Annotated in this window: 19 protein-coding genes; 5 read left to right on the top strand and 14 right to left on the bottom strand. The window is 70.6% G+C overall.

The genetic code is table 11. The features are described from left to right. Positions 1 to 337: 337 nt before the first annotated feature. Positions 338 to 1,159, bottom strand: a complete 822-nt coding sequence (locus AB0C12_RS42220; protein WP_360556664.1) for an AraC family transcriptional regulator — start codon at positions 1,157 to 1,159, stop codon at positions 338 to 340. A 199-nt stretch (positions 1,160 to 1,358) separates the two neighbouring features. On the opposite strand from AB0C12_RS42220, the gene AB0C12_RS42215 reads away from it, so the two are divergent. Continuing rightward, positions 1,359 to 2,141, top strand: coding sequence for a sulfite exporter TauE/SafE family protein (locus AB0C12_RS42215; protein ID WP_360556663.1), 783 nt, complete (start codon positions 1,359 to 1,361; stop codon positions 2,139 to 2,141). Between the two features lie 23 nt (positions 2,142 to 2,164). Here AB0C12_RS42215 and AB0C12_RS42210 read toward each other — a convergent pair whose 3' ends face one another. Then, positions 2,165 to 3,106, bottom strand: coding sequence for an LLM class F420-dependent oxidoreductase (locus AB0C12_RS42210; RefSeq protein WP_360556662.1), 942 nt, complete (start codon positions 3,104 to 3,106; stop codon positions 2,165 to 2,167). A 78-nt stretch (positions 3,107 to 3,184) separates the two neighbouring features. Here AB0C12_RS42210 and AB0C12_RS42205 point away from each other — a divergent pair, with 78 nt between their 5' ends. From AB0C12_RS42205 to AB0C12_RS42195, 3 genes are all read left to right on the top strand, one after another. Then, complete coding sequence (locus tag AB0C12_RS42205) at positions 3,185 to 3,790, top strand: TetR/AcrR family transcriptional regulator (RefSeq protein WP_360556661.1); 606 nt, start codon at positions 3,185 to 3,187, stop codon at positions 3,788 to 3,790. Between the two features lie 149 nt (positions 3,791 to 3,939). Then, the gene (locus AB0C12_RS42200) at positions 3,940 to 5,025 is read left to right on the top strand and encodes a M15 family metallopeptidase (RefSeq protein WP_360556660.1); all 1,086 of its coding nucleotides are present in this window, start codon (positions 3,940 to 3,942) and stop codon (positions 5,023 to 5,025) included. Positions 5,026 to 5,146: 121 nt separating this feature from the next. Beyond that, the gene (locus AB0C12_RS42195; protein WP_360556658.1) at positions 5,147 to 6,331 is read left to right on the top strand and encodes an endonuclease; all 1,185 of its coding nucleotides are present in this window, start codon (positions 5,147 to 5,149) and stop codon (positions 6,329 to 6,331) included. On the opposite strand, the gene AB0C12_RS42190 is transcribed toward AB0C12_RS42195, so the two are convergent. The 4 genes from AB0C12_RS42190 to AB0C12_RS42175 form a co-directional block, all read right to left on the bottom strand. Next, a complete protein-coding gene (locus AB0C12_RS42190; RefSeq protein ID WP_360556656.1) occupies positions 6,328 to 8,049 on the bottom strand; it encodes an acyl-CoA dehydrogenase family protein in 1,722 nt (573 codons plus the stop codon). The genes AB0C12_RS42195 and AB0C12_RS42190 overlap by 4 nt on opposite strands. Positions 8,050 to 8,078: 29 nt before the next feature. Further along, positions 8,079 to 8,630 carry a PadR family transcriptional regulator gene (locus AB0C12_RS42185; protein ID WP_360556655.1) on the bottom strand — a complete coding sequence of 184 codons (552 nt, stop codon included), beginning with the start codon at positions 8,628 to 8,630 and terminating at the stop codon, positions 8,079 to 8,081. Between the two features lie 54 nt (positions 8,631 to 8,684). After that, complete coding sequence (locus AB0C12_RS42180) at positions 8,685 to 10,463, bottom strand: family 43 glycosylhydrolase (protein ID WP_360556671.1); 1,779 nt, start codon at positions 10,461 to 10,463, stop codon at positions 8,685 to 8,687. 107 nt (positions 10,464 to 10,570) lie between these two features. Beyond that, positions 10,571 to 11,707, bottom strand: a complete 1,137-nt coding sequence (locus AB0C12_RS42175) for a carbohydrate binding domain-containing protein (protein WP_360556670.1) — start codon at positions 11,705 to 11,707, stop codon at positions 10,571 to 10,573. 315 nt (positions 11,708 to 12,022) lie between these two features. Here AB0C12_RS42175 and AB0C12_RS42170 point away from each other — a divergent pair, with 315 nt between their 5' ends. After that, positions 12,023 to 13,600, top strand: a complete 1,578-nt coding sequence (locus AB0C12_RS42170) for a sigma-70 family RNA polymerase sigma factor (RefSeq protein ID WP_360556653.1) — start codon at positions 12,023 to 12,025, stop codon at positions 13,598 to 13,600. A 141-nt stretch (positions 13,601 to 13,741) separates the two neighbouring features. Here the strand turns inward: AB0C12_RS42170 and AB0C12_RS42165 are convergent, their stop codons facing one another. The 8 genes from AB0C12_RS42165 to AB0C12_RS42130 form a co-directional block, all read right to left on the bottom strand. Beyond that, positions 13,742 to 14,560, bottom strand: a complete 819-nt coding sequence (locus AB0C12_RS42165) for an ATP-binding protein (protein WP_360556652.1) — start codon at positions 14,558 to 14,560, stop codon at positions 13,742 to 13,744. Positions 14,561 to 15,102: 542 nt separating this feature from the next. Continuing rightward, the gene (locus AB0C12_RS42160; RefSeq protein WP_360556651.1) at positions 15,103 to 15,795 is read right to left on the bottom strand and encodes a GntR family transcriptional regulator; all 693 of its coding nucleotides are present in this window, start codon (positions 15,793 to 15,795) and stop codon (positions 15,103 to 15,105) included. Positions 15,796 to 16,225: 430 nt separating this feature from the next. Continuing rightward, positions 16,226 to 18,352: a DUF6055 domain-containing protein gene (locus tag AB0C12_RS42155; protein ID WP_360556650.1), complete on the bottom strand. Its 2,127-nt coding sequence runs from the start codon at positions 18,350 to 18,352 to the stop codon at positions 16,226 to 16,228. A gap of 3 nt (positions 18,353 to 18,355) precedes the next feature. After that, complete coding sequence (locus AB0C12_RS42150) at positions 18,356 to 19,207, bottom strand: hypothetical protein (RefSeq protein WP_360556649.1); 852 nt, start codon at positions 19,205 to 19,207, stop codon at positions 18,356 to 18,358. Positions 19,208 to 19,234: 27 nt separating this feature from the next. Then, positions 19,235 to 20,704, bottom strand: coding sequence for a glycoside hydrolase family 43 protein (locus AB0C12_RS42145; RefSeq protein ID WP_360556648.1), 1,470 nt, complete (start codon positions 20,702 to 20,704; stop codon positions 19,235 to 19,237). Between the two features lie 59 nt (positions 20,705 to 20,763). Beyond that, complete coding sequence (locus tag AB0C12_RS42140) at positions 20,764 to 21,561, bottom strand: carbohydrate ABC transporter permease (protein ID WP_360556646.1); 798 nt, start codon at positions 21,559 to 21,561, stop codon at positions 20,764 to 20,766. Continuing rightward, positions 21,558 to 22,505 carry a sugar ABC transporter permease gene (locus tag AB0C12_RS42135; RefSeq protein ID WP_360556644.1) on the bottom strand — a complete coding sequence of 316 codons (948 nt, stop codon included), beginning with the start codon at positions 22,503 to 22,505 and terminating at the stop codon, positions 21,558 to 21,560. Before AB0C12_RS42135 ends, AB0C12_RS42140 begins: the two co-directional genes overlap by 4 nt. Before the next feature lie 8 nt (positions 22,506 to 22,513). Next, a complete protein-coding gene (locus AB0C12_RS42130) occupies positions 22,514 to 23,779 on the bottom strand; it encodes a sugar ABC transporter substrate-binding protein (protein ID WP_360556643.1) in 1,266 nt (421 codons plus the stop codon). Between the last annotated feature and the right edge of the window lie 12 nt (positions 23,780 to 23,791).

Genomic DNA, 23,791 nt, shown 5'->3' with positions numbered 1-23,791 from the left:
GGCTCCACACCTACAACCACCACCGCGCCCACACCGCGCTCGGAGGCCAGCCACCCATCAGCCGCATCAACAACGGTCCTGGTCACTACAGCTAGGTAGCGCGTGTTTCGTCGTTCGACGCCGGCGTACCTGGTCGCGCCGGCTCAGACGCGTAGCGGTGGCCTGTTTCGGATCGCGCGCTCGGATGCGGAGACGGCTTGCCGGGTAGCGTGCGACGCCGGCGTACCTGGTCGCGCCGGCTCAGACGCGTAGCGGTGGCCTGTTTCGGATCGCGCGCTCGGATGCGGAGACGGCTTGCCCGGTAGCGTGCGATGTCGGCGTGCCTGGTCAGGCCGGCTCAAACGCGTAGCGGCGGCCTGTTTCGGACGGCGAGGAAGGGCCGGTAGGAGGCAGTGTGGTCATGGCCGCAGCCGCATCGATCCACGTCGCCGCCGAGGAGCTGGCGTGGGGTGAGGCCGGTCAGGCGTAGACACTCCCGGCTCAGGTGCGCCTGATCGGCGTAACCCGCGTCTACCGCGAGTCCCGCCACGCTGTCCGCGCCGGCTTGCGCCAGGGCGAGGAAGCCCTGGAACCGCAACGTCCGCTGGAGGACTTTCGGACTCAGCCCGACCGCATGCAGGCAACGGCGGCGCAGCTGGCTGGGGGACAGCGCCAGCTGGGTGGCCACGGCATCAACAGTCACCGGCTGCCACGGCATCAACGCCTGGACGGCCGCGCGCATCAGCGGATCCACCCGTACCGCGGCAGGCCGGAACTCCCGCAGCAGGTGGTCCTGCAGGAGCTGGAGTGCCCGCTCGGGCGTACCGGCTCCCGCGACCGCCTCCACGAGGCGGTCCGCCAGGCTTCCCCACAGCTCGGTCAGGGCCAGCCGTTGATCCACCAGGTCGTCGAGCACCGTCGTGAGCAGCGGCGCGACCCCCGGCCAGAACCGGACACCGACGAGGGTGGTGCCGGCCGGAATGATCTCGATCTCCGGACCGGTCAGCGGACCGAGCAGTTGCGGACGTCCACCGATCGGGAAGTGGATCTCAACGCCGCCGGTGGGCAGGTGACGGTGCACGGATGCCGTTGCGCCGGTGCGTTGCACCCAGACGGTCCGCACCACCGCCGCCAGACCGGGCAGTGGCGCCCGCTCGACGTAGGACTCGGTCGCGGTCACTCACGCACTGAAGCGTTCCGCCCGGACCGCAGTCAAGGTGCCGGCCGTTGCCAGCGCGACGAAGAGACCGTAGTGAGGTCGCGGGGAAAAGGCGTTCTCGGGATGTGAGTGCCACGTGGGAGGCATAGTCGGTTCCGGAGCCGTGATCCCCACCGCGCCGCACGGACCACGGCTCCCAGGCGGGATCATGGTCGATGTGGTGGAAGCACTGGCGATCCTGGCCGCCGGATTCTGGGCGGGAATGATCAACGTAGTGGTCGGCTCGGGAACCCTGGTGACCTTCCCGACGCTGCTGCTGTTCGGCTACCCGCCGCTGGTCGCCAACGTGTCCAACAACATCGGCCTGGTCGGCGGGGGCATCACCGGGACCTTCGGGTACCGGCGCGAACTCGCCGGCCGGGGCCGAGAGCTGCGCCAACTGCTCCCCGCTTCAGTGTTCGGCGGGGTGACCGGCGCCGTCCTGCTGCTGGTCCTGCCGGACGACGCGTTCCAGGCGATCGTGCCCGTCCTGATCGCCGTCGGTCTGGTCATGGTGGTGTGGGGTCCGGCTCTGCAGCGGCGCGCGGCTCGCGGCCGAGATGCCGGCGCGGACGACGGGAGCCTGGCGACCCTCACCCCGGGACGGCTGGCGGCCGTGTTCATCGGCGTCTACGTGCTGGGCATCTACGGCGGCTACTTCGGCGCCGCGCAGGGCGTGCTGCTCGTCGGTCTGATGAGCGTGCTCACCGCCGAGGGCATCCAGTCCATCACCGGGCTCAAGAATCTGCTCACCACCGCCGTGAACTCGGTCGCCGCCATGATCTTCCTGCTCGTCTCGCCGGAGTCTGTCGACTGGACGGTCGTGCTGCTGATCGCAGTCGGCGCGACGGCCGGTGGCGTGGTCGGTGCGCGGTTCGGCCGCCGGCTGCCGCCCTGGCTGATGCGGGCGCTGATCGTCGTGGTGGGGGTTGCGGCGATCCTGCGCATGCTCATTGCCGGCTGAGCCGACGGCCCCGATCGTTGCGCTCAGCCGGCGACGAGCGGCTTGAGCGCGGCGCCGACCGCGGAGACCATGCCCGGACGGTGACCGTTGCGGATCAGGTTGATGGTGATCCCGTCGATCCCGGCCCCGAGCACCTTCTCCCGCAGTTGGTCGGCGACCTGCTCGGGGGTACCGAGGAAGGCGCGGTTGCGGCGGTCCTCGGGCACGGTCTCGCCGAGCTCCTTCGCCTCCTGCTCGGTCTCGCCGACCATGCCCATGCAGAGGTAGCTGGTCGCCAGCGTGGCCGGATCGCGGCCGATCTCCTCGCACCGCTGCCGCAGGACGGTGACCTTGCGGGCCAGGTCCTCGACGTCGCAGATGATGTTCATGTGGTCGGCGAAGCGCGCGGCCAGCCGGAACGTCTTCTGCTCACCGCTGCCGCCGAGCATGATCGGCACGGTCGGGCGCACCCGCGGGTTGTTCATCGCGCCCCGCGCCGTGTACCACTTGCCGTCCAGCGACGCCGGCTCACCCTTGAGCATCGGCGCGATGATGGTCAGCGCCTCCTCCAGCCGTTCGAAGCGCTGGCCGAAGGTGCCGAACTCGAAGCCGTAGTCGTGGTGCTCACGCTCGAACCAGCCGGCGCCGATGCCCAGGATGGCCCGGCCCCGGGAGACCACGTCGAGGGTGGTCACGGTCTTGGCCAGCAGGGCGGGATTACGGTACGTGTTCCCGGTGACCAATGTGGACAGCTGGATCGTCGAGGTCAGCGACGCGAGGGCGCCGAGCGTCGTGTACGACTCCAGCATCGCGTTCTCCGGCGCGCCGATGCCGGGCAGCTGATAGAAGTGGTCCATCACCAGCACCGTGTCGAAGCCCGCGGCCTCGGCCTCCCGGGCCTGCGCGGCGACCGTGTCGAAGGTGTCCTCGACCGGTACGCCGGGATAGGTGAAGTTCGGAATCTGGTACCCGAGCCGGATGCTCACAGTGCCTCCGCCATGTAAGAGGGCTATCACTTGCTAATGTAAGAGCCCTCTTACTCAATGGCAAGCCAGGGGGCAGGTGTGTCGGCGGTCCGCAAGTACCACCACGGCGACCTGCGGGCCGCGCTGATCGAGGCCAGCTTCGACCTGCTCGCCGAGGGCGGACTGCAGCGCTTCTCGGTCGCCGCGGTCGCCCGCCGGCTGGGCGTCAGCTCCGCGGCGCCGTACCGGCACTTCCCGGACCGCGACCACCTGCTCAGCGCGATCTCGGCCACCGCCGCCCGCGACCTGCGGGCCGCGATCACCGACGCCGCGGCGGCGGCCGGCACCGACCCGGCCGACCGCCTGGCCGCGGTGGCGGGCGCCTACGTCCGGTACGTCGTCCGCACCGGCGCCGGCTTCCACGTCATCTACGCCGCCGACCTCTACCGGGTTCCCGACGACGCCCGCCGCGAGCAGACCCGGGCCCTGATGACCACGCTGTTCGACCTGGCCACCGCGACCGGCGCACCCTCGTACGAGGAGGACGTCCTGCTCGTGGAGGCGACGATCGCCGTGGCCCACGGCTACGCCTCACTGTTCGCCGACGGTTTCTTCGCCCGTAACGCCGGCACCGTCGACGCGATCGCCGCCCGGGCCGTGCAGGCCGCCCGCGCCCTGCTCGCCCCCTCCGCCGCCGGGCGGTGACCCCGGCCGGTCCGCCGGCAACCTGTCCGCTCCGGCACCGAGCCGCGGCTGCACCTGTGGGGCACGAGAGTCGTCTGGAGAACACTTCCCGGAGGTTGACGCCTGCCTCCGCCCGCCCTGACCGCTTGAGGCCGAGGAGCGCACCCCAGATGACGAACCGACAGCAACCCCGGCACGATCCGCGGCCGGCCCGCATCCTGCGCTCGCGAGCCGCGGCGATCCTCGCTGCCCTCGTCGTGGCCCTGACCGTGGCCGGCGTGCCCAGCCCCGCATCGGCTACCGCACCGCGCGTCGCGCAGAGCTGGTCGTCGCTGATGTACCACAGCCTCACGCCCAGCCCGAAGTACGTGCAGCTGCGCAAGACGCTCGCGGCTCAGCGGGCCACCCTCGCCGCGCGGGCAGCTCAGGTGAGCAAGGGCAAGGTCACGCAAACCTCCGCGCAGACCCGGCTCACCACGGCCGTCACCGCTGACGCTGCCGCCCGTACCCGATCTGCGGTCGCGGGAGAGGCCCTGACCAGCGCGAGAAACACGCTCACCGTGGTGTCGCTGCAGCGCCCGCGCGCCGGCGCGGCGGTGACCGGGGCGAAGAACGCCATCGCCGCCGCGGCGAAAGCGGTGACCACCCGCCGCGCGGAGGCGTCCCGGGCGGCCACCGAGCTGAAGAAGGCCCAGGCCGCGGCCCGCACCGCCACCGTCGGCCTCGACAAGGCGATCACCTCGTGGCAGTCCGCGTCGACCACGGTCCGGACCAACCAGCAGAAGCTCATCGCGCTCGACAAGTCGGCCGAGCTGGCCCGCGAGGCCGCGGCACTGAGCCGCACGGTCGTCACCGAGGTCCGGGCGCGCTTCTCCGTCGCCGACACCACGTCGGTCAACGGCGTCACCGTGCACAAGAACGTCGCGTTCGCGTTCCGGCGGATGATGGCCGACGCGAAGGCGGACGGGGTGCTGCTCTCCGGCGGCGGCTTCCGCACCAAGCAGCGCCAGATCGAGCTGCGCACGATCAACGGCTGCCCCGACGTCTGGACCGCGCCGGCCTCCTCGTGCCGGGTGCCGACGGCGATCCCGGGCCGGTCGCTGCACGAGCTGGGCCTGGCCGTCGACATCACCGCCGGCGGGCGGTCGCTGACCGCGGCCAGCCCGGGCTTCCGGTGGCTGGTCGGGCACGCCGCCAAGTACGGCTTCGTGAACCTGCCGTCGGAGCCGTGGCACTGGTCGATCACCGGCGGCTGACCGCACCGCGTTCACCCTGACGTTCACCCGACGGCGTATGACGGTGCTGGTATGTCCCCGCGGACCGCCCGGTCGGCCATACTCTGATCAACGTCGATGTGGCCTGGCGAGCGGAGTGCACATGTCCGGACTGATGTCGCGTCGGCGCGCCGCGGCGCTCATGATGCCCGCCGTTCTCGCGGTGGTCGCGCTGGTCGTCACGATGATCCGGGTGCCCGCCGGGATGCTGCCGACGGCCGCCGCCACCCTGACGGTCGCCCAGGCCATCAGCACTCAGAGCGGCACCGGCACGGTCCGCGGGTATGTCGTCGGCCAGCCCACCGCCACCAACACGGTGCTGTTCGCCGACTTCACCGGTGACACGGCCATCGCCATCGCTGACAGCAGCAGCGAGACCGACCCCGGCGACATGCTGTACGTGCAGGTCACCAGCGCCTACCGAGCCACCTTCGGGCTGCGGGCGAACCCCGGCCTGCTCCGCGACCCGGTCACCGTCACCGGCACGCTGACCGCCTACTTCACGCATCCGGGCCTCAAGTCCCCGTCCGCGATGACCGTCGGCGGCAGCACCCCCACGCCGACGCCGACCAAGCCGACCCCGACGCCGACCGGCTCCACGAGCGCCTACTACGCCGCCGCGGCCGGCAAGTCCGGCGAGAGCCTGAAGAACGCGCTGCACACCATCATCTCCAGCGGCGTCACCACGCTGTCCTACGACGCGGTCTGGAACGCGCTCAAGGCCACCGATCAGGACCCGGCGAACTCGGCGAACGTCATCCTGCTCTACTCCGGTACCAGCCGGTCGAAGTCGCTCAACGGCGGCGACGCCGGGGACTGGAACCGCGAGCACGTCTGGGCCAAGTCCCACGGCGACTTCGGCACGGCCGCCGGCCCGGGCACGGACCTGCACCACCTGCGCCCCGAAGACGTACGGGTCAACTCCGAGCGGGACAACAAGGACTTCGACAACGGTGGCACCGTGGTCTCCGACGCCCCGGGCAACCGTACCGACGCCGATTCGTGGGAGCCGCGGGCGGCGGTCCGGGGAGACGTCGCCCGCATGATCTTCTACATGGCGGTGCGTTACGAGGGCGGCGACTCCTGGCCCGACCTCGAGGTGGACGACGTGACCGGCAGCGGCACCGCGCCGCGGCTGGGCCGGCTCTCCGCGCTGCGGCAGTGGAACCTGCAGGACCCGCCGGACGCCTTCGAGAAGCGCCGCAACGAGCTCATCTACAGCAGCTACCAGCGCAACCGCAACCCGTTCATCGACCACCCCGAGTGGGTCACCTCGATCTTCGGTTAGGGCCGCATCTCGTACGCGCCGCAGAGAGCGACCACGTCCTGCCATACCGCGGCGGTACGGTCGGCGTCCCACACCGGCCGGCGGATGTGGGCCAGCGCCCAGGCGGCCTGCTCCTCGGTGGTGGCCGCCTTGCCGCCCAGCTCGGTCGCGTACGCGGAGAAGTCCTGGACCAGGATCGCGAACATCTCGTCCAGCAGTCCGCTGTCGAGACCGGTCAGGTCGGCCTGCTCCAGGATCAGCTGGCCGTAGACCACCAGTGCGAACAGCTGACCGAGGGCGAGCAGGAAGTCGAGGTCACCCTGCTGACTCTCGTCGGGGGCGTGGGCGCGCAGCAGCGCGCACAGGCCGTCGGCCTGCTCCCGGAAGCGGGCGACGTTGGGCAGCCCGGCGTGCGCGTCGTAGGCGATGCGCCAGTCGTGGAAACGGATCGAGCCCAGACCCCGGGCCGGGCCCTGGCGGAACAGGAACTCGTCGTCGGCGGCATCGTGGCGCGGCGGTACGGGCTCGAAGCCGGCCGGGTGGAGCAGGTAGTTCGGCATGAACTTGAGGATCAGGGCGAGGTTCACATGAACGGTGCCCTCGAGCTTGGGCAGGCCGCGGATGTCCTTGGCCGCCTTGTCGAAGTAGGTATCCGCCTCGAAGCCCTTGGCCGCGATGACGTCCCAGAGCAGGTCGATGACCTTCTCGCCCTCGGTGGTGACCTTCATCTTGGTCATCGGGTTGAACAGCAGGTACCGGCGGTCCTCGGGGCCGGCCGAGCGCAGATAGTCGACCGCGCGGTCGCTGAACAGCTTCATCGCCACCAGCCGCACGTACGCGTCGGTGAGCTCCCGGCGCACGTGCGGGAAGGCGGTGACCGGCTTGCCGTAGAGGACCCGCCGGTGGGCGTGGGTCACCGCCTCGTACATGGCGTGCTCGCAGATGCCGATGGCGGCGGTGCACAGGTTGAACTTGCCGATGTTGACGGTGTTGAGCGCGGCGTCGAAGGCGGCCCGGCCGGTGTGCAGCACGTCCCGCTCGCGCACCGGGTAGTCCTCGAGGCGGAACTCGCTGACGAACATCTGCCCATTGACCACGTTCTTGACCAGGTGGTACGCGGGGTGCCGGCTGTCGGCGGCGAAGAACACGTACCCGTCGGGCCCCTCGACGTCGCCGCGGCGGCCGAAGACCGAGACCAGGCCGGCGACGTTGCCGTTGCCGATGTAGTACTTGGTGCCGTCCGCCCGGAAGCCGCCCGCGCCGTCCGGGGTGAGGATCATGTCGGTGGCGTAGATGTCGGCGCCGTGGCCGCGCTCGGACAGGCCGAAGGCCATGACGTGCCCGTCGGCGAGCAGCTGAGCGGTGTGGGCGCGGGCGGTGGTGTTGGCGCTCTGCCACACCGGGCCGAGACCCAGCACGGTCACCTGCCAGGTGTACCAGTAGCCGAGGCCGTAGAAGCCGAGGATCTCGCTGAGGGCGACGTTGCGGGCGGTGTCCCAGCGCTTGCCGGGAGCGCCGTCGCCGTCGGCTGCCGGGGTGAGGAACGTGGCGAACAGGCCCTCCTTGGCGGCGAAGTCCAGGAAGTCGCCGTACCAGGCCCGGTCGATGTAGCTGTCGATCAGCGCCCGCTTGCCCCGGTTCTCGAAGAACTCGACGGTGGCGCGCAGCAGCCGGCGGGTCTCGGGATCGAACTGCGCCGGGTCGTACGTGGTCGGGTTGAACAGCAGCGAGTCGGCCATGGCGGCGTCCCCTTTCTCGGTGGGCGGGGTCAGCGGTCGAGGCCGCGCAGGGTGTCGAGGACGTCGTCGAGCCAGTCCAGCACCATCCGCTCGTACGCGATGCCGCCGCGCAGCACGGTGTGCTGCAGCCGCCGGCCCACGTCGAGGGTCGCGGTGTCGGGGAAATCCCGGCGCTCGCCGGTCAGATAACGCCGCAGGGTGGCCTCATGGGTCACCCGGTAGCGCTCGACCTCGGCGATCAGGGTCGCCCGGCCGCCGGCGTCGTCGAAGGCGGCGCCGCGGATCTTGACGGCCAGCTCGTGCCGGACCGCCTCGGGCTGCACGGGAGCGCGCAGCCACGAGGTCAGGGCGGCTCGGCCTGACGCGGCCACGGAATAGCACCGCTTGTCAGGCCGGCCGCCCTGCCCGATCTCTTCCGCGACGACCCAGCCGTCCGCCTCCATCCGCTTGAGGACGCGGTAGATCTGCTGGTGCGTCGCGGTCCAGAACCGGCCGATGGACCGTTCGAAGCGCCGGGCCAGCTCGTATCCGGACCCCGGCTGCTCCAGCAGCGACACCAGGATCGCGTGTTCGAGGGCCATGCAGCAGCATCTTGCTATGCAACTCGTTGCATAGCAAGATGCCGGCGCCGGGGACTACTGGAACGAGGCGTCGTCGATGACGAGACCGTCGGTGCCCGCCGCGGTCTCGACGAAGACGGTGGCCTTCGACAACGTGCCGCTCCAGGACACGTTCGCCGAGCCGGAGAGCAGCGTCCAGCCGCTCGTGTTCACCGCGGTGGCCGGGGTCAGCTGGAGATAGGTCGTGGTCCCGTTGGCCGTCAGCTCCAGCGTCGCCTTCGCGCTGGGGGTGCCGCTCTGCGCGCGAACCCACACCTCGGTGGTGTACGCCTTGCCGTTGGTCAGCCGGGAGGTCACGTCCTGGCCCGCGCCGTTCCAGGCCGCGGTACGGCCGGTGACCGCCAGGGCCCGGGAGCCGCTGTGCACCGGGCTGGTGGCGGCCGCGAGCGAGCCGCTGCCGTGCACCTGCCAGCCGGTGGTGCCGTCCTCCATGCCCGGATTGGCGAGCAGGTTACCCCCGCCGCCGGTGGAGGTTGAGGTGAACTGCCACCAGTTCACGTTGAACAGGAAACCGCTGCCACCGGTGAAGACCAGGTAGAGGTCCTGGGTGCCGGTCGCACCGCTCACCCCGCAGGTGACCGTCGTCCAGCTCTGCCAGCCGCCGGTGCCCGGGGCGGTGCAGGTCCCGGCCAGCGTGCCGGTCGGACTGCCCAGGCGCACCTCGATGCGCCCGCCGCTGGTCGCCGAGGCCACCCGGGCAGTGAACGTGGTGGCGCCGGCGCCGAAGGCCACCCCCTTGACCTTGACGTAGTCGCGGTTCTCGATGTTGGCGACGTTCATCCCGCCCTCACTGGACGGTTCGGTCTCGACCCCGGACGACCATGCGATGGTCTCCGCCTCCTGGCGCACGTACGGATCCACCGGGGCGATCTGCGGCGGGCCGGCCGTCGTCATGGACATGGTCGGGATCGTGCCGTCGGAGCGGTAGGTGAACCGTTCCACGGCGACCGACCGCGTGAAGCCACCACCGCCCGGCAACGCGCCGTTGTGGTAGAAGAAGTACGAGTTGCCGTTGAAGTCGATGACGCCGGGGTGGTTGGTGAAGCTGCTGCCCTGGGTGGGCATGACGGTGCCGCGGTAGGTCCACGGCCCGGTCGGCCCGGGGGCGGTCGAGTAGCCGATGAACTCGGAGCAGCACTGCGCGGCGAAGACGTTGTAGTAGATCCCGTTGCGCTTGTAGACCCAGGGCCCTTCCTCGTACAGGGTGGGCCGGTTCGCGACGTTACCGGGACGGGCACCGAATCCGGCGGTGGTCAGCGGGATCTGGGTCGCGCCGCCGGAGTACGAGGTCATGTCGGCGTTCAGGCGCACGTACCAGAGGTTCGGATTACCCCAGTACAGGTACGCCTGCCCGTCGTCGTCGATGAAGACGGTGGGGTCGATCTCACCGTTCTCCACCAGCGGCCGGCCGATGGCGTCGGTGAAGGGGCCGGTGGGGCTGTTGGACACGCCGACCCCGATGGCCATGCGGCCGGTGGCCCGGTTGGTGACGGGCACGTACCAGTAGAACTTGCCGTTGCGGGCGACGACCTGACCGGCCCACGCGTCCTTGCTGGCCCAGCTGAAGGTGGCCAGGCTCATCGGGGAACCGTGGTCGGTCCAGTTCACCATGTCGGCCGACGAGTAGACCCGCCACTCGCGCATGGTGAACCACGTCGAGGCGTCCTCGTCGTGTCCGGTGTAGAGATACACCCGGCCGTTGTGGACCAGCGGGGCCGGGTCGGCGGTGTAGATGGTCTGCACGATCGGGTTGTCCGCCCGGGCCGGACCGGCGACCGCCGGTACCAGCGCCAAGGCACACAGCAGGGCGGTGAGCCAGGCGATGCCGCGGCGCGGCCCGCCGGTTGCAGACGGTACGGATGTGGGTCTCACGGCACTCCTCAAGGAAACGTCCGGCCGGTTCACTGCAGCGACACGTCGTCGACCAGGAACGGCGTCGTCCCGGAGGTGGTCTCGACGTAGAGGGTGGCGGCGGAGACGGTGCCCGACCAGGACACGGTTGCCGTGCCGGTCAGCAGCGTCCAGCCGTTGGCGTTGATCGCGCCGTCCGGTGTGAGCCGCACGTAGTTCGTGGTGCCGTTCGCGGTGACGGCCAGCGTGGTCTTGACGGTCGCCGTACCGCTCTGGGCGCGGGCCCACACGGCGGTGGTGTAGGTCCGGCCGTTGGTCAGTTTCGACGCCACCGCCTGGCCGGGGCCGTTCCAGGCCGCCGTGCGCCCGGTGGCGAGCAGGGACCGCGAGCCGCCGTGGGCCGTGCCGGTGACGGACGACAGGGTCGCGCTGCCGAACGGGGTCCAGCCCGTGGTGCCGTTCTCCAGGTCGCCGTTGGTGAGCAGGTTTCCGCTGCCGCCGCCGGGGTTGCCGATGCTGCCGGGCACCGCCCGCAGGGCGGCGTACCAGGTGGCGGCCATCTTGTCGTAGCCGCCGGCGGTGGGGTGGACACCGTCGATGAGGTCACCGGTGTTCAGGGCGGCGTGCATGTCGACGAGGTGGACCCGCCGGCCGGCGTTGACCTTGCTCTGCACGATGCCGGGGACGGCCGCGTTGAAGTTCCGCGCCGCTGCCTCCTGGCCGGCGTTCGCCAGCGGGATGATGGTGGCGACAAGGACGTCGGCGTCCGGGGCGGCCGCGGTGATGTGGTCGATGAGGGTCGACAGCCGGGCCGGTGCACCGGACACGTTGTAGTTCTGCAGGATGTCGTTGGTGCCGATGTGCAGCAGGACGGTGCGCGGCCGGGTGTTGTTGAGCCAGCCGTTGATGTTGGCGTCGATCTGGTCGATGCGCCAGCCGGGGTGGCCCTCGTGATCGTGGTCGCCGAGGGAGCCCGGCCCGTTGAACTGCGAGCCGACGAAATCGTTGCGGTAGCCGGCGGCGGCCAGGCGTTGCCACAGGCCGATCCGGTAACCGCCCGGCACCTGGGTGCCTTCGGTGATCGAGTCGCCCAGCGGCATCACGCGCACTCCGCCGTTGGACTCGGCGTGCGCCGCGGTGCCCGATACGGCCGCGCCGACGAGGACCAGGGCCAGCATGACCAGCATCCGCAGGGCGTGGCGACCGGCGCGGTGGTAAACCTGCACGAGTGCTCCTTCGGTCGATGTGAGCGTTAACATACATTCAGATTCGCCAATGTTGCCAGATTGTTTCGACCCGTTCAAGGGGCCCTTCTCCTCGCCGCGAAAGCCTTTCTCGTAACACTTTTTCACGAACAAAATTGAGTGCGACTTCCGTGCTCTGAGGCTCATAACGTTTTTCCGGGAAAATTTCTGAGATTGCGGAAACGGGAAAGCCTGGCGACGTCGGGCGCGCTGCCGTCGGCGTACGATGCGTTGCCCGGGACGACTGATGATGGGGAAATGCGAAGCACACGCACCAATGACGCCGCTCTGGTCGCCGCCGCGCAGGCCGGCGATCGCAGAGCGCTGGAAGAGGTGGCCGCGACCTACCTGCCGCTGGTCTACACGATCGTGCGCCGCGGTCTCGGCGCCCACCCGGACGTCGACGACATCGTCCAGGACGTGATGCTGCGGGCGCTGCGGCAGTTGCCGAAACTGCGTACCCCGACCACCTTCCGCGCCTGGCTCGCCGCCATCGCGATCCGGCAGGTCGGCACCCACCTGCGCCGCCGCGACCGCACCGCTGCCCGCACCGCGAACCTGGAGGAGGCCACCGGGATCCCCGACCCGCACAGCCCGTCCGAGGACCTCACGGCGCTTCAGGTCGACCTGTCCCGGCAGCGCCGGCAGGTGGAACGGGCGAGTCACTGGCTCGGCCCCGACGAGCAGGCGCTGCTGTCCCTGTGGTGGCTGGAGGTCGCGGACCAGCTGACCCGGGCCGAGCTGGCGTCCGCGCTGGGCCTGAGCGTCGCCCACGCCGGCGTCCGCGTGCAACGGATGCGCACCCAGCTCGAGGCCAGCCGGGCACTGGTCGCGGCGCTCGACTACCGGCCGCGCTGCCCCCGCCTGGCCGCGGTGGCCGAGGGCTGGGACGGCACACCGAGTCCACTGTGGCGCAAGCGTCTCTCCCGTCACGTCCGGACCTGCCCGTACTGCGCCCGGGCGGCCGACAGCTTTGTGCTCACCGACCGGTTGCTGCCGATGTTCGCCCTGCTGCCGGTCCCCGCCGGCATCGGCCTGCCGCTGCTCGGCAAGCTCGCACTCGACGGCGCCGCGATCGGCGTGGCCGCACCGGCGGCGCTGACGGGCACGGCCGGAGCCAAGGCCGGGCTGCTCAGTCAGCTGATCCAGACGGCCACGCTGCACCCCGTGCTCTCGACAGTCGCCGCGGGAACGCTGGCGGCCGGTGCGACGGTCACGACCGTGCAACTGATCCCGCCGGCACCGGCGCCCGCCCCGCGAGTGATCGCGGAACCGACCCGGACGACGGCTCGGCCGCCCGTCGCCCCTGCCCCCACGCCGACGACCGCGCGCGCGACCGCCGCGCCGACGAGACCCGCACCGACATCCGCCGCGCCGTCGGCCACCAGCACCGATACGGTGGCTCTGGGCCCGCTGTCGCTGGAGGCGGGAAACTCCGCCGGGCGCTACGTCGCGACCGAGGCCGGCCTCGGCGTCCTCGTCCCGGCCGGCCCGGGCGCCGACGGCGCCACCCGCGCCCGCGCCACCTTCAGCGCGATCGAGGGCCTCGCGGACATCAACTGCTTCTCGTTCCGGTACGCCGACGGCCGCTTCCTCCGCCACGCCTCATGGCGCGTCCAGCTGAGCCCCAACCAGGGGACGGAGCTGTTCCGCGGCGACGCCACGTTCTGCACGCGCCCCGGTGCGACCCCGGGCACTGTGCTGCTGGAGGCGTCGAACTATCCGGGCTGGTTCGTGCGCCACCGCGACGGCCAGATCTGGGTGGACCAGTCCGACGGCACCGTGGGGTTCCGCGACGACGCCTCGTTCCGGGTGCGGCCTCCGCTCGCGCGGTAGGCGGGCGTCGCGCACGCAGTCACACCGCACGGAAGTAGCGCCGCGGGCGAACTGTGGCGGGTATCAGACCGCATCGATGCCGCCGCGCATCCGGACAAGGTGCGCCGGCTCCTGGACAGCACTCAGGTCGCCGGAGCGCCGTTATGTGACCGGCGCAGGATCCCGGTGCGAGCGTACGACGGCCCAGACGACCTTCCCGGTCTTCGTGGGGATGGCGCCCCAGAGGGTCGCGGCTGCGTGCACGACCTGCAGTCCGTGCCTCACCTCGGCCGGGTTGCCACAGGGCTGGTCGAGCAGGACAGGCAGCCGCGGGTCGTGGTCGGTGACGGCAAGGTGCATGCCGTTGCCACGGCGCGACACTGTCGCCAGGATGTCGGTGCCGGCATGAGCGACGGCGTTGCCGACCAGCTCGGAGATGATCAGGGCGGCCCGGGGCCGGAGCCGCGGCTGCTGCCATGCCTGGCAGACGTCCGCGATCAGGGCGCGGGCCTGCCCCGCCGCTTCCGGCCTCGGGGTGAGATGCAGCTGGACGCGCTGGGTCAACGGCAGCCGGCTGGTCACCGCGACACGGGCCTCGGGCATGGTCGCGAAGACAGGCAGCTGACGCTTCGCGCCGAGCCGGTTCAGCCGGGCGGCCAGTGCCGTGGTCGCGGGCAGGCTCGCCACCACTGACACCGGCGGGACCATCCGGGCTCCGGTCATCGCCATGGTCCACCAGGCCGGTGCGCTGGCGGCCAGCGGATCGCCGAGATCCCGCAGGTCGACGACGACCGCCGACGGATGCTCGACAAAGCACTTGGTGACGGCGGTCCAGGCCCGCATCCGCAGCGCCGGGGTCCAGCGGCCGTGCACCGCCACCTCGAGAACCCTCGCGGCCGCGTCGGCCGTGACCGAGACGCAGCCGTCACTGCCGGCCGGCGTGCGGCTCATCAGGTACGGCGGATTCAGCTCTGGAGACACGGCTACTCCTCGGGCACCGCGAAAGACCGGTGCGCCACCCGACTTCTTGAGCAGCGGACAACCCTCGACTGAGGGACTTCACGTTAACGTCCGACTCCGCAGGGTGGCCATAACCCGAAAGGGGACGCTGCCGCGCCTGATGTCCATGTCTCGATCTATGCTGGGCGGGTCTTATCAAATATCAAACGACGGAGGCTGCGGGATGACGGACGACGACGATCGGGGCGCCGCCCGCGAGATGCTGCTCGTCGGCGGGCTGCTCGTGGTGTTCGTCGGCGTGATCGGCGCACTCGTCTATCTCGCGGTGAGCTGAGGCGCCGGCACCGGCCACCAGGCGCGAGCAGCACCACCTGCGCAAGGGGCGAGCTGGAGTTGTACAGCCGGCGGCTGGAGGATCCCGACGAGGGCCGGCGCGCCGGACACCAGCCGGTAGCCGGTGACGACGCCTCTTGTCGCTTCGCCGGCCACCCGCCCGTCCCTGCGGGACACGACCTTCGTCGTGCGCGACGCGGAGACCGACCCCGCGCCGGTTGCCCGGCCATTCAGCCGGGAGGTCGACCGTTGTCGTTCTGCTTGGTCATCTTCTCGATGACCCGGGCATGGGCGTTGGTGATGTGCTCGCGCAGTGCTGCCGCCGCGGCGGCCGGATCATGGGCTACGCAGGCCGCGAGGATCGCCTCGTGCTCCCGCAGGATCCGCTCGCGGGCACCGGGGGAACGGGTGCCCGCGAAACGGTACCTCTCGCCGTTCTGCCACACCGGCTCAAGGGCGCGGAGGAGCCAGCGGGACTGGGCCGCGGCATACATGGCGAAGTGGTAGCCGGTGTGGGCCTGCCGGGCGGCGGCCTGATCGCCGAGCTCGAGCGCCCGGACGTTGCGCTCCAGGTAGGCCCGGGCCCGGCCGGCGTCCTCCTCGGTGAACCGCGCGGCCGCCCGCTCGATCGCGGTGATCTCCAGCAGCATCCGCATGTCGTGGGTGTCGTGGGCATCCTCGATGGTCAGCTCGCGCACCCACGCGCCCTTGTGCGGGATCACCTCGACCAGGCCGAGCGCCTCGAGCCGGCGGATCGCCTCACGCACCGGCATCATGCTCATGCCCATGCTGGTGGCGAGGTCGGTGAGGCGCAGCGCGGCGCCGCCCTCGAACTCCCCGACGAGAATCGCCTCATGCAGCCGCGCGGTGGCCGCATCGGCGAGCGTGGCGTGGATCGGGGGCGCCGGGCGGGCCGACGTCATCCAGCCTCCATCGGGTCGACTCGTTCCGGATCGGACGATCCCGATCCTAGCCAGTGTCACCGGGCGGCCGGGGTGATCACGAGACCCGAGAGAAATTCGGCCCGGGCACGGCCAGGCCGAGCGCAGCGGGGCGGGGCCGAGGATTTGTTCAGGTGGCGGCAGGGGGACCGGCCCGGGCCGGGGCGGCGGGGCGGGGCGAGGATCTGTTCAGGTGGCGGCAGGGGGACCGGCCCGGGCCGGGGCGGCGGGGTGGGGCCGAGGATCTGTTCAGGTGGTGGGCAGCGGGACGGGCCCGGGCCGGGGCAGTGGGGCGGGGCCGAGGATTTGTTCAGGTGGCGGCAGAGGGACCGGCCCGGACCGGGGGCCTGGTCCGGGCCGGGGCATCGGGGCCGCCGTGGGAGTACGACCCCGATGCCTGCTGTGGTGCCCGCTACCCGGCCGAGCAGCTGAGCGTGGGCGTCACCGGCGTACCCGTGCCGATGAAGCCCAGCGTCGTGCCGGCCCCCGCGGCCAGAGCACCGTTGTAGGCGGCGTTGCGGATCACGCTCGCCGGGCCCGATCCGGTGGCCGTGCCGCCCCAGACCTGGGTGAGGGCCTGACCCGCGGCGACAGCCCCGCCGACCTGCCACCCGGTGATCGCCGCCGGGCCGGCCGTCACGGTCACCTCGGCCTGGAACCCGCCCTGCCACTGCCCGGCGAGCCGGTAGGCCGCAGTGCACCCGGCACCCGCGGGCACCGTGGGGGAAGGCGTCGGGGAAGGAACCGCCGGAGACGGCGGCGGCTCGCTGCCGGTGAGAGCCAGCTCTTCGGTACGGAACGTCCCGTGCGTCGGGTTCACGTCAACCTCACCACCCCGGCCGTCGCATCCTCGATCGGGGTTGAACAGCAGGTACGTCCCCGACGCGCAGGCAGTCGACGGTTCCGCGTCGCCGCCGATGATCACGTTGCCGGACAGGTTCGCGCCGCCCTGCACCAGTGCGTTGTCCTTCACCACCGCGTTGCCGGTCACCGTCGCGCCGCTGTTGACCCAGGCCAGGTCCTCGACGCGGGCGTTGCCCGAGACGGTGCTGTTGCCGTACACCGCCGCGCGGGGGCCGACATAAGCGCCGGCCGCGACCGTGGCGCGGGAGTCCACCCAGCCGCCGCCGTTGGAGTGCCAGCGGCCTCCGCCGGGCGCGGCCGGCCTGACGTGGCCGGGCTCGTAGCCGAACGGTGCCGCGCCGGCCACCCGGAACTCGTAGGCGTACCGGTGGTTCCTGGTGTAGCCGTCCAGGAATCCGTAGTGGTGCACCGCGCCGGGGGTCCCGGTGACGACGAGATGGACCTCCCGCTCGCCGGGCTGCGTCCGGAAGGCGATCTGCCCGTCCGCGCTGCTGGTCAGCGGCCCGTAGCGGGGCACGCCGTCGCGCACGGCGACGAAGCCGTACGTCCAGCCGGGCTGCGCGGCGGTGTTCTCCGCGTGGCCCTTGAGGCGCAGCTGGATGAGGCCACCGTCGGTGGCCGGCACCAGGCGGATCTTGTTGTAGCCGTAGTCGGACGGGGCGATCGCGTCCGGAATCCGGTAGTGCCCCGCCGCCTGGTCCACCGGCTCGACCGCGACACCGTTGTACGCGGTGATGAACGGGTACAGCCGGTTGATGAACGGCAGCACGTCGGCCCGGTTGCTGTAGTCCCAGGTGACGTTGTGCTGGGCGTACTCGCCCAGCCGCCGGTTCAGCTCGGCCTGGTCGATGCCGGCCAGCCGGCGGTACGTCTCCAGCGGATGCTCGGTGTTGCGGGCCTCGTTCCAGATCCGGTTGACCATGGCGAGCCCGTCCCGGTCCTTGATGTACTGCAGCAGCATCCAGGCGCCGTAGTGGTGCCGGCTGGAGCTGTAGGCCAGGTTCTCGGTGCGCAGGAAGCGGGTCAGGTCACCCGCGGCTGTCTTCGGGTAGACCTGCATGGCCATGAACTCCGCGGTGGCCTCCCAGAACGTCCCGGCCGACGGATCGGTGAAGCCGACGCCCGAGCGGCCCAGGAACGTGTAGTTCTGGAACACGTGCCCGAGCTCGTGGGCCAGCCCCCACGACCCGGGGGCCGCCGCGCCGGGGGCGATGTTGATGACGCCGACCTTGCCGTCGGTCGAGCCGCCGGTGGCCCACGCGTCCAGCGGGGCGGTGGACCACGTGGTGGTGATGATGACATCGATCTTGTACTGGGCCAGCAGGCCCTGCTCGGGCGTGAACTTCATCGTGTTCACGTAGAACGAGTACAGGCTCTCCAGCTGGGCCAGGATGTTGTCGGGATCGAAGCGGTACGGCGCCGGGGCGCTCGTCGGGTCGGTGCCCGACCGGTCGCCCCACAGCAGGATGAAGTTGGCCGACTCCCTGGTGCGTTCGGGCACCCAGGGCACCTCGCCGGTGCCGGCCCAGCGGGCGGGGATCCAGGTTGTCTTGGCCGCGGCCGACGCGGTGGCGATCAGCTGCGGAACTGCCAGCGGTACGACGGCCAGCACGGTGACCGCCCCGGCGAGGATCAGCCGCCGGCGCCAGCCTTTCAGGGTTGTGGAGAGGCGCACCCGTCAGCCCGCCTTCCCGGCTGCGGGGGCGTAGCCATAGCGGTTCTTCAGATGCCGCCACCAGTCGCGGAACATCCACGCGTCGAAGTCGGTGATCCGGGTCGCGCTGCCCGCCTTCATCAGGAAGCCGCCGACCCCGGTCGGGGTCCAGTCGTAGAAGTCGTCGAGTCCGAAGCTGTGCCCGATCTCGTGCAGCAGGATGTGGATGTCGTCCGCGTCCAGCGCGCCGACGAAGTACTCGCTGCCGATGCGCTGGCCCCAGTCACCGCCCGCGCCGCCGTTCATGCCGGCGGTGAGCCACAGCGACATGTCGTAGTGCCGGGCGGCGCCGCCGGGGCAGTTCGGATAGTTGCCCGACTGGTTGAAGAAGCGGCCGCACGGCTCGGAGCACTGCGGCGCGTTCTCCCGGATGTTGTTGACGTAGATGTCGACCGACGAGTCCGACCATTGCAGCGTCGAGCGGTTGCGGACCGCCCAGCCGACCACCTTGAGGGGGACCTCCTGGTACGGCCAGCCGTTGTGACCGGCCATCACGTCCATCCACTTCTTGAACTGCCGGGCGAGGGAGGCGTGGATGCGGTCGCGCAGCGCGGCGCTGACCGGGGCACTGGAGTCCCAGCGCACGCAGTAGTTGATGCTGCCGCGGTTGGCGAAGATCTGGTCCCAGCCGTAATTGCGGAAGCCGTACAGGTTGTTGTAGGTCTGCTCCTGGTGCCGCCAGACCTCGTCGAGCGGGGTGACCAGGTTGGCCGGCGGACTCCAGTCCGCCGGGGCCGGAGCCGCCTGGGCCGCGACGGGCGAGCCGAGCAGGATCACCAGCGTGGCGGTCAGGGTGGCCAGGCGTCGAAGTCTCATGGTGTCTTTCCTCTCTGGGCGCCACTGTCAGGAGAAGGCGCGGAATTCGAGCAGGCCGGTGGACAGGCCCGTTCTTGAGGTGAAGGTCAGCCGGAGCCGGGTCGTGGAGATCTGATCGAAGACGACGGTGTTCGCCGTGTCGGCGGCCACTCCACAAGTCGATCCGCCGGGCACGTTCGCCCAGGCGGTGCCGGTCCAGTACTGCACCTGGCACGACGCGGGCAGGTCGATGCCCTGGTTGTCGTCGAACCAGTAGGCGCTCGCCCCGCGCAGGGTCACCGGGGTCGCCCAGTCGTACTGGACCCATTGCGTGCCCTGCTCCGGCCAGTTGCCGTACACCGGGTGGAACCGGTCGGCGGAGCCGGTGGGGGTGAACCCGTCGTTGATCGCCGCGAGGTTCTCCCACGGTGAGACGTACGAGGTGGAGGGGGTCGCGGTCAGCGCGTGATCGGTCCCCGGGCCGGGTGGCGGTGTCGTGCCGCCCGGGTTGGGCGGCGGGCCGGTCGTGGTCTGCACGACCCGTTGGATGGTGCCGTCGGCGTTGAAGGTCATCCGGTCGACGGCGACCGAGCGCCGGAAGTTGCCCCCGCCGGGCGCGTTCGCGTTGTGGTAGACCATGTACCACTGGCCGTGGAACTGCACGACCCCGGCGTGGTTGGTGGTCGACGACACCTGGCCGAGGACCACCCCGCGGTGCGTCCACGGCCCCATCGGGCTGGTCGCGGTGGCGTAGCGCTGGCAGGCGTAGCTCGACGAGGTGACGCAGCCGTTGGTGTCGTTGGCGGCGTAGATCATGTAGTAGAGGCCGTAGCGCTTGAACAGGAACGGCGCTTCCCAGTAGTCGGTGAGCCCCACCGGGGTCTGGACCGCGCCGACGGTGTCGACCATGTTCGCGGCCAGCTTGACCATCCGCGGGCTCCAGTAGCCGCCCCAGTACAGGTAGGCCTGACCGTCGTCGTCGACGAACACGGTCGGGTCGATGTTCAGCCCGGACGAGTTGGCGGTGCTGTCACTGATCAGCGGGCCGCCCTTGGCGTCGGTGAACGGGCCGAGCGGGCTGTCGCCCACGGCGACCCCGATGTTCATCCAGCCGGGCCCGTTGCCGTTGACGGAGGTGTACCAGTAGTAGCGGCCGTTGCGCGGCTCCACCTCGCCGGCCCAGGCGTCGGCGCCGGCCCACGGGAAGGTCGCGACGGAGGCCCGCGGGCCGTGGTCGGTCCAGGTCGCCGCGTCCGGCGAGGACAGCACCCGCCATTCGCGCATGACGAAGGCGTCCGTGCCGGTGGGCGCCTCGTCGCGGCCGGCGTAGATGTACATCGTGTCGCCGACCACCAGCGGTGCCGGGTCGGCGGTGTAGACCGAGGTGACGATCGGGTTGGCCGCCTGCGCCGGCAGCATGGCGATCGGCACGAACACCAGAGCCAGGGACAGCAGCAGCAGCAAGGGAGCGGGGTGACGCAGGGGAGTCCGGTGGGAGACCGGGCCGGGGATGGACATGGGGGGTCCTCAAGTTCGTAGGGGTCAGTGGGTTGTGCTGACGACCCGGGCGGTTCGCATCACCCCTTCAGTGCGCCGGACATGAAGCCGCGCACGTAACTGCGCTGCAGCAGGACGAAGAGCACCAGGCACGGCACGGCCATTACGGTCACGCCGGCCTCCAGCGCGGCGTAGTCGATGGCCCCGAAGCTCGCGGTCCGCATGTTGACCACGGCGAGCATCAGCGTGAACCGGTCGGTGGAGTTGAGCATGATCAGCGGGGCGAAGAACTCGCTCCACGAGGCCAGGAACGCGAACAGCGACACGGTGACGATTCCCGGCCGTACGGCATGCACCATGACCCGCAGCAGGACCCCGACGCTGCCGCAGCCGTCGACCAGCGCCGACTCCTCCAGCTCCCTGGGTACGGCCTCGAAGGAGTTGCGCATCATGAAGATGGCGAACGGCAGCTGGAACATGATGAGCACCAGGCTCAGCCCGAGCAGCGAGTCGGCCAGCCCGACCCAGCCGAGCAGCACGTAGAGGGCGATCAGGATGGTGGCGTACGGGACCATCAGGATCGCCAGCGTCAGCAGGAACAGCGCGTTCTTGCCGGGGAAGTCGAAGCGGCCGAAGGCGTACCCGCCGAGCGTCGAGATCAGCAGCGTCCCGCCCACGGTGAGCAGGCAGACCACGACGCTGTTGAGCACGTGGTGCGGCCGGATCCCGCCGTCGGCGGTGAACAGCCGGGCGTAGTTCTCCAGACCGAAACCGCTGGGGGTACGCACCGAGGCGTACGCGCTCCACAGCAGCGGGAACAGGAACAGCACGGCCAGCGCGGCGCCGGTGCTGTAGTAGCCGGTACGGGCGAGCTTCACGCTGACTCCTGGCGGGACCGGCGGCGCAGCACGCCGAGCTGGACGAGGCTGACCAGGACGAGCACGCCCAGCAGGGCCACCGACACGGCCGCCGCCGAGCCCAGATCGAGGTCGATGAACGCGGCCCGGTAGATGACCATCACCAGCGAGGTGGTGCTGTTGTCCGGCCCGCCGCGGGTGAGGATCCAGAACTGGTCGAACGCCAGCAGCGAGCCGGTGACCATCAACGTGAGCACCAGGGCGATGGTCGGGCGCATGAGCGGCAGCGTGATCCGGCGGAAGATCTGCAGCCGGCCGGCCCCGTCCATCCGCGCGGCCTCGTACACCTCCAGCGGAACGGCCTGCAGCCCGGTCAGCAGGATCAGCATGTTGAAGCCGGCGAAACGCCACAGCACCAGCAGGATCGCCGAGCCCAGCGCCGTGTTCGCGCTTCCGCTGGTCCACGACACGTAGCCGTCGAGCAGCCCGGTCGTGGCCAGCGCGTCGTTGATCGGCCCGATCTCGTCGCTGAGCAGGCCCAGGAACAGCAGCGACGCGCTGGCGAAACCGACCGCGGCGGGCAGGAAGAAGGCTGTCCGGAAGAAGCCCGCGCCGGGCCGGGCGCGCTGCACGAGCAGAGCCAGTCCGAAGGCCAGCATGAACAACAGCACGGTCACCACGACGGTGTACTTGAGGGTGAACCACACCGCGCTGCGAACCAGGGCGTCGCCGGTCATCGCGGTGTAATTGGCCGGCGCATTGAACTCGGGCTCGCCCAGCAGCGGCCAGTGATGCAGCGACATCCAGACGACCAGGCCCAGCGGGACCAGGAACAGCAGGGTGACCACGAGCGCGGTGGGCGCGGCATAGGCCGCACCCAGCCACGCCCGGCGCCGGGACGGACGGCGGGCCGGTGGCACTTGTACGGGCACCTCCGCCCGCGCCCGCCTGAGCATGGTCACCATCGCCGGTCCTACTTCTTCAGCGAAGCGGTCAGTGCGGCGGCGCCCTCGCCGAGGGACTTGCCGGCGTCGCCGAACAGCGCCCCGCGGAACGTGGTGATCCAGGGGCTCTGCGGGTCGTTGTAGGTGGCGTTGAAGTTCTTCGCGTACGGCGTCCTGCCCTTGGCCATCAAGCTGTTGATGGTGACGGTCCGGGGATCGGCCGACGAGTACTTGTTGGTGGCCAGGTCGGTGCGCACCGGTACGCCCTTGCTCTTCGCGATCACCTCGACCTGAGCTTCGTCGCCCAGACTCCAGGCGAGGAAGTCCCAGGCGGCGTCCGCGTTCTTCGTGGTGGCGCCGATGCCGATCGAGTCGCCGCCGACGAAGGTGGACTCGCCGCCGTCGATGCCGCTGATCGGCGCGACGCCCAGCTCGACGTCGGTCTTCTCCTCGATGATGCCGAGCCAGACCGACGGCGCGGGCGCGATGCCGACCTTGCCGCTCTGCAGGGCACCGAGCCAGGTCGGTCCGGCCTCGTCCTTCGACGCCGGGGCGGCCACCCCGTCCTCGTACAGGCCGCGGTAGAGGGCGAAGACCTCGGCCATGGCGGGGGAGTTGATGGTGCTGGCGGTGCCGTCGGCGGTCATCACGTCCCCGCCGGCGGCCCAGACCGAGGGCCAGAGGGTGAATACGTTGCAGCCACCGCAGTTGCCGCCGAAGTAGGTGCCGTTGACGCCGCCGCCGAGCTTGTCCACGGCGCGGGCCTGCTCGGCGAACTCGGTGAGAGTGGTCGGCGGCTTCTCCGGGTCCAGACCAGCCTTCCGGTAGAGATCCTTGTTGTAGAGCAGCACCGACATGTCGATGGTGTGCGGTACGGCGTAGTTCTTGTCCTTCCAGGTGCCGTTGCGGACGTGGGCGGGGGAGACCTTGTCCTTGACCGGGAGCGCGCCGAACCGTTCGGTCAGGTCCAGCCACAGGCCCTGCGAGGCGTACTGCGGTGCGAACACCACGTCGGCGGCGAACAGGTCGGGCAGCGATCGGGCCCCGGCGGCGGAGGCCAGCTTCGCCGGGTACTCCTCGTTCGGATAGGCGGTGACCTCGACCTTGTTCTTGTGCGTGGCGTTGTAGGTCTCGGCGTAGGCCTTCGACACCGATTCGGTGGCCGCCCGCGTCCACAGGGTGATGGTGGCGCCGGAGTCCGTACCGGCGATGTTGTCGTCCGGGCTGTCGCCGCCGCAGGCGGCCGACCCGGCCACCAAGGTGGCGGCGACGATGCCGCTCAACCAGCGTCTCAAAGCAGTCCTCCT

The organism is Actinoplanes sp. NPDC048967 (assembly GCF_040649415.1).
GTDB lineage: Bacteria > Actinomycetota > Actinomycetes > Mycobacteriales > Micromonosporaceae > Actinoplanes.
Note: the sequence above shows the minus strand (reverse complement) of the source record. Positions and strands in the feature narration are given on the sequence as shown.

Bases quoted from the DNA above. Each gene is read 5' to 3' on its own strand.
- AB0C12_RS42195 (WP_360556658.1), top strand. From the start codon at position 5,147: ATGTCCGGACTGATGTCGCGTCGGCGCGCCGCGGCGCTCATGATGCCC.
- AB0C12_RS42200 (WP_360556660.1), top strand. From the start codon at position 3,940: ATGACGAACCGACAGCAACCCCGGCACGATCCGCGGCCGGCCCGCATC.
- AB0C12_RS42160 (WP_360556651.1), bottom strand. From the start codon at position 15,795: ATGACGTCGGCCCGCCCGGCGCCCCCGATCCACGCCACGCTCGCCGAT.
- AB0C12_RS42135 (WP_360556644.1), bottom strand. From the start codon at position 22,505: ATGGTGACCATGCTCAGGCGGGCGCGGGCGGAGGTGCCCGTACAAGTG.
- AB0C12_RS42185 (WP_360556655.1), bottom strand. From the start codon at position 8,630: ATGGCCCTCGAACACGCGATCCTGGTGTCGCTGCTGGAGCAGCCGGGG.
- AB0C12_RS42150 (WP_360556649.1), bottom strand. From the start codon at position 19,207: ATGAGACTTCGACGCCTGGCCACCCTGACCGCCACGCTGGTGATCCTG.
- AB0C12_RS42145 (WP_360556648.1), bottom strand. From the start codon at position 20,704: ATGTCCATCCCCGGCCCGGTCTCCCACCGGACTCCCCTGCGTCACCCC.
- AB0C12_RS42170 (WP_360556653.1), top strand. From the start codon at position 12,023: ATGCGAAGCACACGCACCAATGACGCCGCTCTGGTCGCCGCCGCGCAG.
- AB0C12_RS42175 (WP_360556670.1), bottom strand. From the start codon at position 11,707: ATGCTGGTCATGCTGGCCCTGGTCCTCGTCGGCGCGGCCGTATCGGGC.
- AB0C12_RS42190 (WP_360556656.1), bottom strand. From the start codon at position 8,049: ATGGCCGACTCGCTGCTGTTCAACCCGACCACGTACGACCCGGCGCAG.